19 protein-coding genes are annotated in these 13,874 nt (G+C 35.0%); 6 read left to right on the top strand and 13 right to left on the bottom strand.

Annotated features, from left to right (window positions below):
• Nucleotides 1-65 precede the first annotated feature (65 nt).
• Together ACFX4R_RS03385 and ACFX4R_RS03380 are read right to left on the bottom strand one after the other, a co-directional pair.
• Nucleotides 66-695, bottom strand: a complete 630-nt coding sequence (locus tag ACFX4R_RS03385) for a hypothetical protein (RefSeq protein WP_377568803.1) — start codon at nucleotides 693-695, stop codon at nucleotides 66-68.
• A gap of 44 nt (nucleotides 696-739) precedes the next feature.
• Nucleotides 740-1,645, bottom strand: coding sequence for a LysR family transcriptional regulator (locus ACFX4R_RS03380; protein WP_028409434.1), 906 nt, complete (start codon nucleotides 1,643-1,645; stop codon nucleotides 740-742).
• 127 nt (nucleotides 1,646-1,772) lie between these two features.
• Between ACFX4R_RS03380 and ACFX4R_RS03375 the strand changes: the two genes are divergently transcribed.
• Nucleotides 1,773-2,819 carry a 2,3-butanediol dehydrogenase gene (locus tag ACFX4R_RS03375; protein ID WP_028409435.1) on the top strand — a complete coding sequence of 349 codons (1,047 nt, stop codon included), beginning with the start codon at nucleotides 1,773-1,775 and terminating at the stop codon, nucleotides 2,817-2,819.
• 332 nt (nucleotides 2,820-3,151) lie between these two features.
• On the opposite strand, the gene ACFX4R_RS03370 is transcribed toward ACFX4R_RS03375, so the two are convergent.
• The 7 genes from ACFX4R_RS03370 to ACFX4R_RS03340 form a co-directional block, all read right to left on the bottom strand.
• Nucleotides 3,152-3,361, bottom strand: a complete 210-nt coding sequence (locus tag ACFX4R_RS03370; RefSeq protein ID WP_165574880.1) for a hypothetical protein — start codon at nucleotides 3,359-3,361, stop codon at nucleotides 3,152-3,154.
• A 242-nt stretch (nucleotides 3,362-3,603) separates the two neighbouring features.
• Nucleotides 3,604-3,909, bottom strand: a complete 306-nt coding sequence (locus ACFX4R_RS03365) for a hypothetical protein (RefSeq protein WP_043981263.1) — start codon at nucleotides 3,907-3,909, stop codon at nucleotides 3,604-3,606.
• A gap of 240 nt (nucleotides 3,910-4,149) precedes the next feature.
• Nucleotides 4,150-4,803 (bottom strand): ABC-2 transporter permease, encoded by a 654-nt coding sequence (locus tag ACFX4R_RS03360; RefSeq protein WP_043981261.1) that lies wholly within the window; start codon nucleotides 4,801-4,803, stop codon nucleotides 4,150-4,152.
• Nucleotides 4,804-5,655 carry an ABC transporter ATP-binding protein gene (locus ACFX4R_RS03355; RefSeq protein ID WP_377568799.1) on the bottom strand — a complete coding sequence of 284 codons (852 nt, stop codon included), beginning with the start codon at nucleotides 5,653-5,655 and terminating at the stop codon, nucleotides 4,804-4,806.
• Between the two features lie 288 nt (nucleotides 5,656-5,943).
• The gene (locus tag ACFX4R_RS03350) at nucleotides 5,944-6,183 is read right to left on the bottom strand and encodes a hypothetical protein (RefSeq protein ID WP_043981257.1); all 240 of its coding nucleotides are present in this window, start codon (nucleotides 6,181-6,183) and stop codon (nucleotides 5,944-5,946) included.
• Nucleotides 6,184-6,239: 56 nt separating this feature from the next.
• Nucleotides 6,240-7,004, bottom strand: coding sequence for a membrane protein insertase YidC (gene yidC, locus ACFX4R_RS03345; protein ID WP_043981255.1), 765 nt, complete (start codon nucleotides 7,002-7,004; stop codon nucleotides 6,240-6,242).
• 25 nt (nucleotides 7,005-7,029) lie between these two features.
• The gene (locus ACFX4R_RS03340) at nucleotides 7,030-7,317 is read right to left on the bottom strand and encodes a hypothetical protein (protein WP_377568796.1); all 288 of its coding nucleotides are present in this window, start codon (nucleotides 7,315-7,317) and stop codon (nucleotides 7,030-7,032) included.
• Between the two features lie 279 nt (nucleotides 7,318-7,596).
• Between ACFX4R_RS03340 and ACFX4R_RS03335 the strand changes: the two genes are divergently transcribed.
• Together ACFX4R_RS03335 and ACFX4R_RS03330 are read left to right on the top strand one after the other, a co-directional pair.
• Entirely contained in the window at nucleotides 7,597-7,878 is a 282-nt protein-coding gene (locus tag ACFX4R_RS03335; RefSeq protein WP_377568793.1) for a DUF4190 domain-containing protein, read from the top strand.
• Between the two features lie 1,051 nt (nucleotides 7,879-8,929).
• Complete coding sequence (locus tag ACFX4R_RS03330; RefSeq protein ID WP_176526488.1) at nucleotides 8,930-9,232, top strand: TM2 domain-containing protein; 303 nt, start codon at nucleotides 8,930-8,932, stop codon at nucleotides 9,230-9,232.
• A 566-nt stretch (nucleotides 9,233-9,798) separates the two neighbouring features.
• Here ACFX4R_RS03330 and ACFX4R_RS03325 read toward each other — a convergent pair.
• A complete protein-coding gene (locus ACFX4R_RS03325; RefSeq protein WP_043981250.1) occupies nucleotides 9,799-10,206 on the bottom strand; it encodes a DUF1878 family protein in 408 nt (135 codons plus the stop codon).
• A gap of 181 nt (nucleotides 10,207-10,387) precedes the next feature.
• Here ACFX4R_RS03325 and ACFX4R_RS03320 point away from each other — a divergent pair, with 181 nt between their 5' ends.
• Nucleotides 10,388-10,588 (top strand): hypothetical protein, encoded by a 201-nt coding sequence (locus ACFX4R_RS03320; RefSeq protein WP_043981248.1) that lies wholly within the window; start codon nucleotides 10,388-10,390, stop codon nucleotides 10,586-10,588.
• A gap of 62 nt (nucleotides 10,589-10,650) precedes the next feature.
• On the opposite strand, the gene ACFX4R_RS03315 is transcribed toward ACFX4R_RS03320, so the two are convergent.
• On the bottom strand, nucleotides 10,651-11,148 hold the full coding sequence (locus ACFX4R_RS03315; protein ID WP_043981633.1) for a hypothetical protein: 498 nt from the start codon (nucleotides 11,146-11,148) through the stop codon (nucleotides 10,651-10,653).
• A 114-nt stretch (nucleotides 11,149-11,262) separates the two neighbouring features.
• On the opposite strand from ACFX4R_RS03315, the gene ACFX4R_RS03310 reads away from it, so the two are divergent.
• Together ACFX4R_RS03310 and ACFX4R_RS03305 are read left to right on the top strand one after the other, a co-directional pair.
• Nucleotides 11,263-11,433 carry a hypothetical protein gene (locus ACFX4R_RS03310; protein ID WP_165574875.1) on the top strand — a complete coding sequence of 57 codons (171 nt, stop codon included), beginning with the start codon at nucleotides 11,263-11,265 and terminating at the stop codon, nucleotides 11,431-11,433.
• 14 nt (nucleotides 11,434-11,447) lie between these two features.
• Nucleotides 11,448-12,221: a Cof-type HAD-IIB family hydrolase gene (locus tag ACFX4R_RS03305; protein WP_323618110.1), complete on the top strand. Its 774-nt coding sequence runs from the start codon at nucleotides 11,448-11,450 to the stop codon at nucleotides 12,219-12,221.
• A gap of 26 nt (nucleotides 12,222-12,247) precedes the next feature.
• Here ACFX4R_RS03305 and ACFX4R_RS03300 read toward each other — a convergent pair whose 3' ends face one another.
• Both ACFX4R_RS03300 and ACFX4R_RS03295 read right to left on the bottom strand, forming a co-directional pair.
• Entirely contained in the window at nucleotides 12,248-12,613 is a 366-nt protein-coding gene (locus ACFX4R_RS03300; RefSeq protein WP_043981244.1) for a cupin domain-containing protein, read from the bottom strand.
• Between the two features lie 31 nt (nucleotides 12,614-12,644).
• Complete coding sequence (locus ACFX4R_RS03295; protein ID WP_377568790.1) at nucleotides 12,645-13,712, bottom strand: erythromycin esterase family protein; 1,068 nt, start codon at nucleotides 13,710-13,712, stop codon at nucleotides 12,645-12,647.
• Nucleotides 13,713-13,874 lie beyond the last annotated feature (162 nt).

The following is a 13,874-nucleotide window of genomic DNA, read 5'->3' as shown; positions in this document are numbered from 1 at the left end:
TTTAAAAAAGTTGTCTCGTTTAGTGTTGACATATCATAGTTACTATAAAACACGTTATCGGAATCCTAAAAAGATATATAATACCAGTTCTTGTGGATCTTTTCTATTTCATCAAACTTCAGACCAAAATCGCCTGATGAAGGTTTACGGTTGTGTGGGTCATACACAAAACCTGAGAAATGGCCGAAGAGCCCAAGATTTGTAAAGAAAAGTACGGAGGTTGCCTCTCCTTTGGTTTCTACTGCGACCTCATCTCGACCTCTAGATACGCTCGCATACTCTTTCGGTAAATCAACTAGAGATGAGAGGTCGGGTTCATTGGGTAAAAAATTGAACGATGGGTAGTTGGCTTCATCCGGTTTCAGGATACCTTTTTGTATTTTAGCTGCCACTTCTTCTCTCTTCTGCTGATGGAGTTTAAAGTTTATGTCTAAATTAAGCTGCTCAAACGGAATGAAGAACCACAGCACAACGGTTATCACTTGAATGACTAAAGGCAGCCACTTTCTACTGCTAAACAGATAAATTCCTGTCCACAGCGTTAGTAGTAAAAAGAAAGGAATGACAAAGAATAACCATATATACGGACTTACGTATTTCCCTATCCGATCATCTAAATCCCATTGAAACAGTGACAATAAAAAAACAAGTAAACTACTACATAACGATAAAATTAAGGTTAAATGACGTTTCACATATTTCCCTCTCTCTGAAATAATTCTTTTTTAACCTTCATTCTTTATAATTCGTTATTTACTATAGTTCTATGAATCCGCTTTAAGAATTCTCTTATTATTCTAGAAAGACCATTATTAGCGTTATAAAAGTAGCCAAAAGAATAAGTTTTGTAATGCGGAGGAGCAAAGTTAACGACTACATATTGATCACTTCTAGATAAGCCGGCATCTGTTTTAAATGCGTAGTCAAATCCTATATTTATTGCCGTATTATTTTCCAATGTATTACGAATTGTATCTACATTATTGGTAGTAAACAAGATATCAAATGGTAATGAACTAAAACCTTTCATAAATTCCTGAATATATTTATCGTTATATAAAACAATTGGCTGGTTGAGCAACATCTCTTCAGTAATGAGTGTTTGTTTGGCTAATGGCGACTTCTTATTTACTGCAGCTACCATATGGCCATCTAATAACTTTTTAAATACCAAGTTCCGATACTTTGTTTCTTCTTTTTCTGTATAAGTAATAAAACCTACATCTACCTCCCCCTCTAGAACTTTATCTATAATATACTCGGTGCTATTTTCATAGACAGAAGCCTTTATGTTCGGATATTCTCTTTTAATTTCTGTTATTAAGTGAACGAGAATCTCCATTGGTCCTGGGTAGGTTGCAATCTTTATTTCACCATTCATTGTATTTGTATACGCTTCTGCTTCATCCATAAATTCTTGAATTTTCAATAAAGCAGAATTGGCCTTTTCAATTAACCTATGACCTTCTTCAGTTGGAATAGATCCTCTTCTAGAACGATGAAAAATCATTATATTTAGTTCTTTCTCTAAATTTTTTATAGATTGGCTTAGTGCAGGTAACGTAATATGCAGATTATTAGCTGCTTCTTTTAGTGAACCCGTTTTATCTATTTCCACCATATGTTTTAACTGTTCAATATTCATAATGCCCTCTTTTTCTTTTAGTTAAGTATTACTTAACAATCGTTAATATTAACTAAATTTACCATAAGCATATCTGATTGTATACTTATAGGTATAGTAAAAGAAATGACACAAGGAGATGTAGTATATGAAGGCGCTAAGATGGCATAATCAAAAAGATATTCGTCTTGAAGAAATAAATGAACCGGTTGTACAGGCTGGTCAGGTAAAAATGAAAGTTAAATGGTGTGGAATTTGCGGTAGTGATTTGCATGAATACTTAGGCGGTCCCATCTTTATTCCAGTTGATAGACCGCACCCTCTCACTAATGAGGTTGCTCCAGTGACGCTTGGACATGAATTCTCAGGTGAAGTAGTAGAGATTGGAGAAGGTGTAACTCGTTATAAAGTGGGTGATCGTGTGGTAGTTGAGCCAATCTTTGCTACACATGGACACCAAGGTGCTTATAACCTAGATGAACAAATGGGATTCTTAGGTTTAGCCGGAGGCGGTGGAGGTCTTAGTGAATATGTTGCTGTAGACGAAGAACTTTTATTCAAACTTCCAGATGATTTATCTTATGAACAAGGTGCTCTAGTAGAACCAGCGGCAGTAGCTCTTTATGCAGTACGTTCAAGTAAAGTGAAAGCAGGAGACAAAGTTGCTGTATTTGGATGTGGTCCCATTGGACTTCTTGTCATTGAAGCGTTGAAAGCAGCAGGTGCAACCGATATTTATGCAGTTGAATTATCTCCAGAAAGACAAGCGAAAGCAGAAGAATTAGGAGCAATCATCATCAATCCTGCTGAAGTTGAAGATACGGTAGCTGAAATTGGTAGATTAACTGACGGTGGCGTAGATGTATCTTTTGAAGTAACAGGCGTACCTATTGTATTACGTCAAGCAATCCAATCTACAGGAATTGGTGGAGAAACTATTATCGTTAGCATATGGGAAAAAGGAGCAGAAATTCTACCAAATGATATTGTAATTAAAGAACGAACTGTTAAAGGAATCATTGGCTATCGTAACGTGTTCCCAGCGGTATTATCTCTTATGCAAAAAGGATACTTCTCAGCCGAAAAGTTAGTAACGAAAAAGATAGCTCTAGACGATGTAATTGAAGAAGGATTCGAAAGCCTGATTAAGGAAAAAAACCAAGTTAAAATTTTGGTTGAATCAGAACAGCGATAATAAGAATTTCTCTAGGCCACTGATAGTAATTAGTGGCTTTTCAGCTCTTTAATAGGATTCAGCCGAGATTTGTGCAGAGTTCCATCAACATAATTTGACAGTGTAGAAGAATTAACGAGTGAACTCCAGGACTATCCCCGTTGATTTAATTACATTCGAATCCATGGGATGCTTAGTTACATGAATTTCATAGATTACAGGCTTTAACACCTAAAAAAGTTGTTTCATCTAATACTAACATATCAATAGGTTAGTTCATGAGGACTAGACAGATATAAAATACGCCACCTTTTCCAACAAAATAAAGAACTAGGGGCCATTCCGTAAATAACTTAGCTATGAAACTTTTTATTTTCTTTGTTCTTTTGATATTCTACAAAAAATGAGACTGGGACTGTACCAATGCATATACCAATTGAAATAAACAGCGCCTGGTTCAGCTGAAAACTCGTATTTTCTACTGCTTTACTATAAATCATAAAACATACAAAACTTAAAAATCCTATGGCGAAAGGAATGAGCGCATGTTTGTACCATTTCATTGTATTAATCTCTCCTCTTTTATAACAGGATAAAGTTAGAAAAACCCCCAGCTTCCAAGGTTATGATCATTTCCAAATTATCACATCTTCTTTTCCTTCCTTTTCCTTCTTATATTCTTCTTAAACAAGTTTAGCCAAATAGTCAACAGTGCCTCTCCAGAACTTACGAGTCCTCTTGAAATCATACGAAAATAAAAAAAGCAGGATTTCTCCTGCTTTTGTGCATATGTAATTTCTCTTCACTATGTCAATTCAGCGCTTTTAGCGAGCATAAAAGCAGAGATACTAAACAAAACAATAAATAAAGAAGCGGCATGTAACAGGAAAAAAAGAAATTTTTGACCGCCTTTAATGAAGAGCGAATAAATCATTCCAAAGATTGTTACTAAGATTAAAAGTGCTGCTGCTATTTTAATTACTATAGCAAAGAAAGCTCCCGCAAATACAATTGACGGAATAAAAGATGCTACAATAATGATATACAAAATCAGTGTAGCAATAAAAGCGTTTTTTGATACGTTTGAAGCCTGTTTAAACAAATTCCCCATATAATCCCCTTTCTCATTTTAAAACTGCATCTTTTACTATAATACATGTGCATAAAGGACACAATTAACTTTTGTAAAAGTGCTTATCACTTAAGCTTGATCACCAATCATATCCGTTATATTTTTGAGATCTTGTTTACTTAGTTTATCAAATGTTCTAGCTGTTTTTTTGTTTGAATTATTTGTTGATAAATAGCCTTAAAGAACGTTTCGTAGTCTTTACTTCAAAATCAATTCATACTAAAATTCTCTCTTCCGGTAGATAGACAGCGCAATAAAGTAAGAAGCAATATACATTACCATCCCAAAAAGAGTATATAAGATAGGAACATACAAAGAAGAAGCAACCGGTAAGCTTGATGCCGCTAATATCTCGACGAAATAGCCAACAGCTCCCTGTAAAGCAATCGCAACGAAAAGGCCTCCCATGCCCCCTCCAAGTACTATTCCGTCAGATTTCTCTGCTCCGAATAGGTAAAGAAGCGGATAAGCAATTGCACCAGCAAAAAGTACGATAAATGTACCAAACGAAACGATATTTATTATATCCTCTACTGCACTCTGGGAAATAAGCGAATACATTGAAAAAACACCATAGGATAAGATGGTTCCGCTGACGACAATTAAAAAATAAAAAACATAGTGACTCTGCACCACATTTTTTCGACTAATCGGAAGAGTAAGCACGTATTTGTCATAGCCGGTCTTACTTTCTAATTTGATCACTTCAAGCGCTGGCATTGCCATTAATAAAATAATTAACATCGCTATAATACGGTAAAATGAAGGATCCGCAAAATAAAAGATGACCGCAGAAATAACTATCGCAAGCCCTGTGTACGTCAAAAAGCTTCGGTGAATGAGGTAGTAGTTCGTTAACAATAGACCTCTCATTTACGTTTCACTCCTCGTTAAAAGCACACTTAGTTCTTCCATAGACATCGGTTCAGTTATAGTTTCATTTGGCAGCTGATGCTTATCTGATACTAATACGCGGATAGACGTATCATACGTTCTTTTTGCCACTATTACATCTTCTGGAAGTAAGTTCAGCTGTTCTTCATTCATAACGGCAATTGCATACTCCTGAAAAACTTTCTCTTTTTCTTCATTTAATAAAACCTCACCGTTTTTAATCACAACAAGGTGGCTCGCTATTTTTTCGACATCGCTCATAATGTGAGACGAAAGCAATATTCCGCTGTTTCCATCGCTGACAAATGCTTTTAATTCATCTAGTATTTGCTCTCTAGACGAAGGATCCAATCCTCCTGTCGCTTCATCTAACAGCAATAATTTAGCACGATGAGACAGCGCTACCGCTAGAGATAATTTCATCGACATGCCGCGTGAAAACGTATGTATTTTTTTATCTTCCGGCAGTGAAAAAGAATGAATCAACCGGTAAAAATCAGCTTCTTCCCAAGAATTAAATAGTTTCTTAAAAACGTTGTTTAACTGTTTTATCGTCAAAGAAACCGGCAGATTAATCGCATCAAACACGACGCCAATATCTTCTTTAATCGCGGCATCTGTATTCAAATTGTCTTCACCAAATATTTCTACAGTTCCGCTATCTCTCGAAATTAATCCTAATACTGCTTTAAACGTCGTAGATTTCCCTGCTCCGTTATCACCAATAAATCCCACAATCGATCCAGGAGGTACATGAAATGAAACATCTTTTAAAACCTCATTTTGGCCCAACGATTTTGCCATGTTTCTAACTTCTAAAAGATTTGTCATTTGCTCACTTCACTTTCTCTATTAGTAGTTAGGTGTAATCATAGAAAGTAACTGATTTAGCCATTTTGACGGCATACAAAATCACCTTTTATTTACAAAAATGACTATTTAATACCAATTATAGCTAGTAAACTATAAAAAGTCGATGATAACATAAAGGTTTGCTGCCCCTTCGTTTGTTTTTGATGACCGTAATATGTATGACAACATCTGCCTGTACTATTATATTCACTTATTGAAAGCACAAATAAAAAAAAGGATCTGCTATATAAGATCCTTTTTTCTTCACTATAATTGATGACCCTGCTTTTTTTCTTTTTCACTTAATACGCAGTCGGTTATAAAACCAAGAATAAGTCCAAGGGCTACCGGTATTAAACCGCCTTTTGCTTCCATTTGAAAATTTTCCGGTTCATTTACATAAATCCACTGAACTGACAGTAACGAAATATGAAATGTGTTTCCGATAAAAAACAAAAGTGCTATCGTGCCAAATGTTACGCCGAATGAAATGATGTATTTCTTCACTGTACCCCCTCCTTTCATTAAAAGGCTAATCCCAACGGAGCAACCTCTTAGTTTCTTTATTCCACTTCAAACACTGCCTTTTCTTGAAAAAACTTCTTTAATACAAGAGACTGAAAAATCATAAACAAACTTCCCGTCATCCAGTATAAAACGAGACCGGACGGTGAAAATATTCCAAATGAAAGCACCATGAGGGGCGAAAGAATTCGAGATAACACCACGTGCGATTGATTCATTCCTTCTACATCACTTTGCATAACTTTTGACTGTAAGTACGTAGCAACTGCCGCCGCGATTGGAAGAATAAAATACGGATCTGCATGTCCTAAGTCAAGCCACAAAAAAGATGATGCGCTAATTTCATCTATTCGTCTAATCGCGTAGTACACGATTGAAAAGACAGGAAGCTGAACAAGTAAAGGAAGGCATCCCATAAGAGGATTGGCTCCATTTTCTTTAAGCAGTTTCATCATTTCACGCTGATATTGCTGCTGACTCTCAGGATCTTTATCTTTGTACTTCTCTTTTAGCTCTTGAAGCTGAGGCTGTATGCGTTTATTGCTCAGCTGATTTTTATATTGAAGAATGTTTAAAGGCGCCAGCAGCATACGTACGCCAACCGTCACAAGCATAATTGAAAAACCAATACTTTGATGAAGCCACGTATTTCCTATAAACAAAATGAGCAGTGAAAAAGGATAAATAAAATAGTGATCAAAAAAGTGAGTGTGCGAACTTTGAATCACGTTTGATGAATCACAGCCGGCAAGTAGAAAAATGGAAACAAAAATAAAGAAAAGCTTGTTTTTATGTTTTAACATTTGTATTCCTCCAGTATTTTTTTAGTTAAACGAAAAAAAATACTGGCGAATGAGGACCTTCATCATCTTGTTGACCTATTGCTTCTTGTCTGTGAACAGAATATATAAATTTAAATTTGTAATACACGCAGCATATGAGATCCTGAGCGCGTAAAAGATTCACGTTTTGTATAAGATACATGTCCTTTTGCTGCAGACAAACATGCTTATGTATTGTTTGAAATGTAGCTAATTTAATAGCAGCATGCACAAAGAATGCCGTCATAATCGCAAATGATAAATACAGAAAAGCATCCGGTATAAACAATTCCATTTATTCACATCCTTATGGATTATTATATCACATTTTCCTTATTTTGGGTTATTTTTGCGAAGCAGATTTAATCTAAGATAGCCCACAAAATCGATTTCCTTATAGAAGTCAAAAAACAGGTTTCTTTTTGTACATGTCATCATACGTTTGACGAAACGGCGCATAGAAAATATACCGGGAAACATATAATTCTAAAAATTTCTAATTTTATTAGCAAAAAGGATATTATTCCTTTTTATGGTATAATCAAAAAAATATCATTTATAGGGAGTGAATCTATTGGAAACTAATACAAAACCTCAAGTAAACACCAACTCTATTGTTTCTTTAACTCTAGGTATCCTATCCATTCTTATTCCAATCATCGGGTTTATTACAGGTATTATCGGCATTATCCTCTACAAAAAAGCATCAAATCAAATAGCTGCTTCCAATCAAGGCGGTAAAGGACTCGCGATTGCCGGGCTGATTTGCAGTATAGTAGGCGTAATTTCTCAGCTGTTCTTTGTATTGGGGATTATTACGTTTATGTTTGCGGGAACGACGGTGGGCTATGAATAAAACAGGTAAATTAAAAAATGTAAGAAAATCGTGATTTAGACAGGATTATTGGAATTTCTATATAAAAGAATAAAAGCTTGATTTTCCACTATCCGAAGATCAAGCTCTTGAAAGCTAAACATTTATTATGATTTATTGTTACTACACCTATAGCTTTTAATGTAAATTGCAAAGGAGAATAAAAAATTAAACCCATCGTTGAATCCAAAATAAAAGAAATAGTAATTGTTTTACTTACATTATTACTAGTAACCTCTGTGTTGATTAACTGTTCTAGCTATTTTAATAGTACAGAGATAAAAACTTTGACCTCAAGATGTTATGATAACGGCGGAGAAGCCATGGTAGAAATACATAATCCAATTACCAATGACTATTCTTTTGAATGTAAATAACTGAGTTATAAAACAGCTGGTCACTTAACAAGCTTACTTAAAAGAGGGCTAACGATTTAGCCCTCTTCTATACGTTAAAATATAACTATGGTCTTAACCTTATAGGAAAGGTGCTAACCCTGTCCGTTTTAACTGGAGTTACGTATAAGATTATTGAAAAGATATACGAGAAACAGAGCAGCTACACCGAAGGACGAAAGGTAATTTTGAGCGGGCTTACTAGTCTGAATATTTATTCCTGTAGCCTGCTCAATAGAGAAGTATTTATAAAAAGAGAAACGTTTAAGTCCGTACATGTATTAGTAACTTTATATGTACTTGTAGACTACTTCTCCAACCAACTTTTAAGGGTGTTACTAAAAGCAGTTCATTCATTTGTCTATAGCATCTATCAGAAAAGACTTGGATAATTGACTTAGTTTACTATTTAGAATATAACTTAACTTTCAGCTGTTTCCCCCATTAACTTTTGTTCCTTTATACAACGAAGTACACGGAAACTATTTAATAGTAAGAAAGCGTTTGTATAGGAACAAATTGTTACATTAGAAGAGCATAATACACCATATGGAAATTGAGTGAGTCTTTAGTTACCTATATGTGGTATATTATTACTCGTTGAAAAAACATATAAAAATATTCGGGGGAAGTAAAATTTGAATAACTTATTAGCAAAGAAAGACTTAACAGCCGAGCAACTAGCAATGGTTCAATCAGAAATGAATAAAAAAAGTAAATCAAAAGGAATTGCTTATGCTTTATGGTTCTTTCTAGGTGGCCTGGGCGGACACCGTTACTATTCAGGAAACATTGGAATGGCAATTGCAATGACTTTAACGCTTGGTGGATTCGGAATCTGGGCTTTCATTGATGTGTTTATGATTGGCGGAGCAATTGAAAAGAAAAACGAAGAGATTGAATTTGAAGCTATTCAATTAGTGAAAACACTAAATAACTAATTAGAGGCGCACTAGCTCTCTTTTTTTAATAGATCAATGTATTTAAATTGAGTTCATGTAAATATAATACTAGAATAAACATCAAAAAGAACAAACGGCAGCTGCTGTTTGTTCTTTTTATATGCTATTAAGAAAATTTATCATTAAAAATCCTCTGCAACGGCTACTCCATTTGCGTACGAGTAAGTAAACTGCAAGAGTTTTTGTCCATATCGATTCATAATTTCATCGTTGTACTTCTTATATACGTGCTACGAGAAAAGGTAGCCGGTAAAGAGAATAAACCCCGTAACGAGGATTAATACACCGCTAATTACCACTGTTAGAATACTTCTCAGAGCCGATATCCAATTGTTTATGCCGAAGAAACCTGCGATGCCGATGAAAAATAGAATAATTGCTAAACATAAATTTATATTCAATAATAATGAATGATAAAATGCGATGAAAAAGAACGCAACACACAGTAGTGTCAAGATAAATGACCAAAAATTGATAACTCGTGCCACTTCAACTAACCTCCCCTACTTTTGAAACTTTCACGTTTAACCACATTCTTAAATCATTTATTTCGAACCTGGCTTTAAACACTGCAAGAAAAAATCGCAAACTGCAGTTTGAATAAACTGCTTCTTTAAACTGCACAATAAATACTCTAATTCAAATTCCTGATAAAAGATCTTAGCAACAACCGATTTTAATTCTTCTACAGTTGGTTGTTCTGACACATATAGTTTATCTAACGCAAGGTTAAATGGAGAAAACAGCTGATCATCTTGATACCAGACGGAAATATCTTCACCTTTTATTCGGCAGCTAAACACACCTAGTATTTTTAAAAATGCCTGAACTTGATTTTCTTCAAACTCATGATCAATCGCAAACATAAAAAAAGGATGTTCCTCAGCGTTAATCATATGTTTCATTAAACTCATTTGATATTTTAATAGCTTTACTTCTTTTACTACGTCCAACTTCTTCACATCTTTCTTAAAAAAATCATCATACTATAATGCTACACTCTGTGAATTTTACCATAATATAGTAGTTACAATAAACCATTCATAGTACTTTTATCTATTTGTAATTAATTGGATAACAAGGTATATTGTTATAAATAGGAAATTACTTCATAAACTGAAAGCGAGGATACATATGGGCCTATTAATGATTGCTGCTATTATCACGTTATCCGTCATTTTGGATTACTTCATCTTTGACCATGATGATAAGCATTGGGGCTGGCTAAAAAAAGCTTCTAAACCAGTTAGAAGAAGTGTTATCGGCTGCTACTTGCTTATGTCATTTGTTATTTACGTCGGTTTAAGCCTTCCATATATCAAGCCTTTTTTATAAATATCAGTCTGCTTAAACTGGTTAGCCTGTAATTCTTACCCAAAAGTTACAGGCTAACCAACTCACTTAACCACCACTACAAATTGTTTATCTTCAAATGTAAACATTTCTCCTAATTCATAGATGTACTTCTTTTTATCTAATTTATAATGCTTTCCAAAATAAAGCGTTTTTAAGTTAATACACGTATCTAGACTTGAATCTTTTTCTTCCGCTTCATCACCGTCCAAGCAAGAATATAATTCAATGTGACAGCCCTCTATCAGGTGTTCTTCAATATAAGTAAACAACTCTCTTATTGATTTAGAATGTGCATCACAAGATACTTCGTAGATATATGGCAAGGTGAATGCGTGCTCTATGTCACTGTACCCGTCGGTTAAGTGATTGATACTAATACCGTACGCATCTTCTTCTTTCTCGTAGATTGTAATTAGCTTATCTTTCTTTTGATTTTGATTAAAAGGAGAAACTTCGGATAAAGGCACCGGCGTTTCTTTTGTGCCAAAGCTTCCTGTAGGCAATTCATAAGGAGAACCTATATAATGATGTATCGTCATATTGGTCACTTCGCTTTCTCTTTGCCTATGTAAAATACTATTATTCTATCACTCTTATTAAGATTACATACAAATACAAGAAAAATATGTATAATAAAACCAGGAGGTGACAACATGAAGAAACTACTGCCTTTTCTATTTTTAGCCGTTCTTTATTTGTATGACTCTTCATACAATCATACTGCTTTTTTACATAAACCGGTTGTTTCTACGTTTTTATACGTGGGTGCTATTTTAATCTGTGCGCTATTACTTGTAAATGTAAAAAAAGATAGAGCTGTTTAAGCAAGGAGATTACTATGAACTATAAAATTTTATTCTTTGACGTGGACGGAACTCTTACTCATCACGAAAACGGGATTATTTCCACCAAAACTCGAGAGATTATAAAAAGTTTAAAGCACAAAGGATTAAAAATCGTAGCCGCTACCGGAAGGCCTTTATCTCTGTGTGAAGAAGTTAAAGAATTAGGTATAGATACCCTCATTACAGCAAACGGAGCGTTTACTGTACATAATGAAGAAGTCATTCATAAGCTGTCCATGGATAAGCACGTCGCGCGCGAAGTCTTTGAATACGCGGCATCAGAAAAGCACGGACTTTCATTTTACACAAAAGAGCTCAGCATGAACGGTGTCAAAGATGATAACATCTTAAAAGCCCTGAAGGAAACATTATCGCTCAGTGAATATCCTCAAATTAATGAGCGTATTTATGACGAAGATATTTATTTAATGTGTCTGTATGGTGATGATAAAACCGTTGAGCAGTATACGCAGCGATTTCCTCAGTTACTATTTAAAAGATGGCACCCTTTTACCGTAAGTGTTCTTCAAGAAGAAATTACAAAATCGGTAGCTATCCTGAAGGTCTTAGACTATTTTAACATCGATCAATCCGAGGCTATCGCATTCGGAGACGGAGAAAATGACATCGATATGATAGAATTAGCCGGCCTTGGAATTGCGATGGGCAACGGATCTGATAAGTTAAAAAACGCCGCTGATTTTGTCACGAAGAAATCGGGTGAAGACGGGATTGAGTTTGCCCTTAAAAAATTCAAAGTCCTATAGAAAAGTGGCACGCCTAGACAACTTATCTAAGCGTGCTTTTTTCTTTCCATAAATGTTTCAGGATGTAGCTCCTCCGATTGAATGACAATGGCCGTCATACCGGTTTCACTTCCCGACGTATGCCACTCTCCTTTTTCCCACAGTGCTGCTTCTCCACGTTTAATGGGTATTCGTTTTTGATTCTCTCCTGTTACCCACCCTTCACCTTCGACTACGATAAATAGCTGAGAGATAGGAGCTTGATGATACCCTACCGTTCCTTCTCCGTCTATATACATAAAACCAATGATAGCTGCTTCATTTGTTTGACTCATTTTTACGTAAGTGGCTAAATGCGACTGATATTTTTCTACTTTTTTGCCATGTTCTTTACTGAATTTGTAGATTTTCAATATACATACCCTCTTTGTTTATTACGTTTTCTTATTTATTTTTATTGCGTTTAAGATACTCGGGCGGAGAAACAGACTCAACAAGTAAAGCACCGTCTAGCTGGTCACGCGGTACAAATAAAGTTGGCATGGTACCACTTTCTAAAAAGATAGTTTTAGTGAATATCCACTTGGTTCCTGAAGTTTTTTCAAGCTGTGAAAAATCTGTAAATAAAGCTGGTGACTGCACTTGATGCATATAGTCCTCTAGACTTTTTTTAGGCGGCTTCTCTATTTTATATGGCTGTCCCGTGTCCGTATGTATTTCACCTTCATACATAAATAACCCTAAGTAATAAGACTGTTCTTTTATTTCATTAGAAACGATTGCTCCTAGTGGTTCAAAGCCTGTAAACGTTTTATATTGTTTGAAAATATGAAGGTTATGTGCCCAGATAATAATCTTTTCATTAGGGTACAGTTCTTGACAAATCCATTCTAAATTTTCCTTCATTCGTTTTTCTCTTAGTTTTTTATACGTCCGGTGATTATGGTGAATATAATTGATAAAATACAAACGGTTTTGCAGGCATCGAATAATTATTTTAACTTTACATACAAGCTCTTGATTTTCAAGATGCAAAACGTATTCTTCAAGTAGATAAGCTTCTAAATCTCCTATTACTACGCTTGCTTTTTCTTTAAACTCTGCAAACTCACGTAGCATTTCTGCTGGAACTTTTTTTCTTCTCGCTTTATATTGCCCTAGCTGGTAATACCATTTATACACGCCTGCTTCAATGTATTCTATCTTTTCTATCATGTCTTCAGACACTACGGAACTCAGCTGCTGAACGAATTTTAGGAAAAGGTCAGGATTAGAAGAGGGATTAATATCTATTCCTATTAAACTTAAATCTGATTTTTTCATTAGCTGAAACAAAGACAGATTTTCTTTTGTTGCCCATAAAGAATAAATCGCGTTTTTTAAAAAGTCTTCATCTGTAAACTCCTTCTTTAACTCATTAGCGCTGAAGCATTCGGCTAAGCCGCTTTCAAATGTCAGTACGGTAAAATTCATTTCTTTATGTAGAAATTCTATTATTTTTGACTTCATCATATTATGTTCTCTTATGTTGTGACCGTTTTCTCCTAACCACACAATTCTCTTATCTTTTACTATATGACGGAGAAATTCAAACTCTTGAGGCGTACATTCAGCCGGTCAGCCGGTTCGCTTAAATGGATTGAGTTTTTAGATAGCCACTCCACAGAGTTTAAA

Source organism: Priestia sp. YIM B13490, assembly GCF_042787735.1.
GTDB classification, from domain to species: Bacteria; Bacillota; Bacilli; order Bacillales; family Bacillaceae_H; genus Priestia; species Priestia megaterium.
The sequence above is the reverse complement of the archived record's forward strand: the minus strand, read 5'-3'. Positions and strand labels throughout refer to the sequence as shown.

Coding starts and splice junctions, on each gene's coding strand:
- yidC (WP_043981255.1), bottom strand. CDS start 7,004: ATGTTAAAACATAAAAACAAGCTTTTCTTTATTTTTGTTTCCATTTTT.
- ACFX4R_RS03355 (WP_377568799.1), bottom strand. CDS start 5,655: ATGACAAATCTTTTAGAAGTTAGAAACATGGCAAAATCGTTGGGCCAA.
- ACFX4R_RS03375 (WP_028409435.1), top strand. CDS start 1,773: ATGAAGGCGCTAAGATGGCATAATCAAAAAGATATTCGTCTTGAAGAA.
- ACFX4R_RS03365 (WP_043981263.1), bottom strand. CDS start 3,909: ATGGGGAATTTGTTTAAACAGGCTTCAAACGTATCAAAAAACGCTTTT.
- ACFX4R_RS03305 (WP_323618110.1), top strand. CDS start 11,448: ATGAACTATAAAATTTTATTCTTTGACGTGGACGGAACTCTTACTCAT.
- ACFX4R_RS03320 (WP_043981248.1), top strand. CDS start 10,388: ATGGGCCTATTAATGATTGCTGCTATTATCACGTTATCCGTCATTTTG.
- ACFX4R_RS03360 (WP_043981261.1), bottom strand. CDS start 4,803: ATGAGAGGTCTATTGTTAACGAACTACTACCTCATTCACCGAAGCTTT.
- ACFX4R_RS03315 (WP_043981633.1), bottom strand. CDS start 11,148: ATGACGATACATCATTATATAGGTTCTCCTTATGAATTGCCTACAGGA.
- ACFX4R_RS03370 (WP_165574880.1), bottom strand. CDS start 3,361: ATGAAATGGTACAAACATGCGCTCATTCCTTTCGCCATAGGATTTTTA.
- ACFX4R_RS03340 (WP_377568796.1), bottom strand. CDS start 7,317: ATGGAATTGTTTATACCGGATGCTTTTCTGTATTTATCATTTGCGATT.
- ACFX4R_RS03380 (WP_028409434.1), bottom strand. CDS start 1,645: ATGAATATTGAACAGTTAAAACATATGGTGGAAATAGATAAAACGGGT.
- ACFX4R_RS03295 (WP_377568790.1), bottom strand. CDS start 13,712: ATGATGAAGTCAAAAATAATAGAATTTCTACATAAAGAAATGAATTTT.
- ACFX4R_RS03310 (WP_165574875.1), top strand. CDS start 11,263: ATGAAGAAACTACTGCCTTTTCTATTTTTAGCCGTTCTTTATTTGTAT.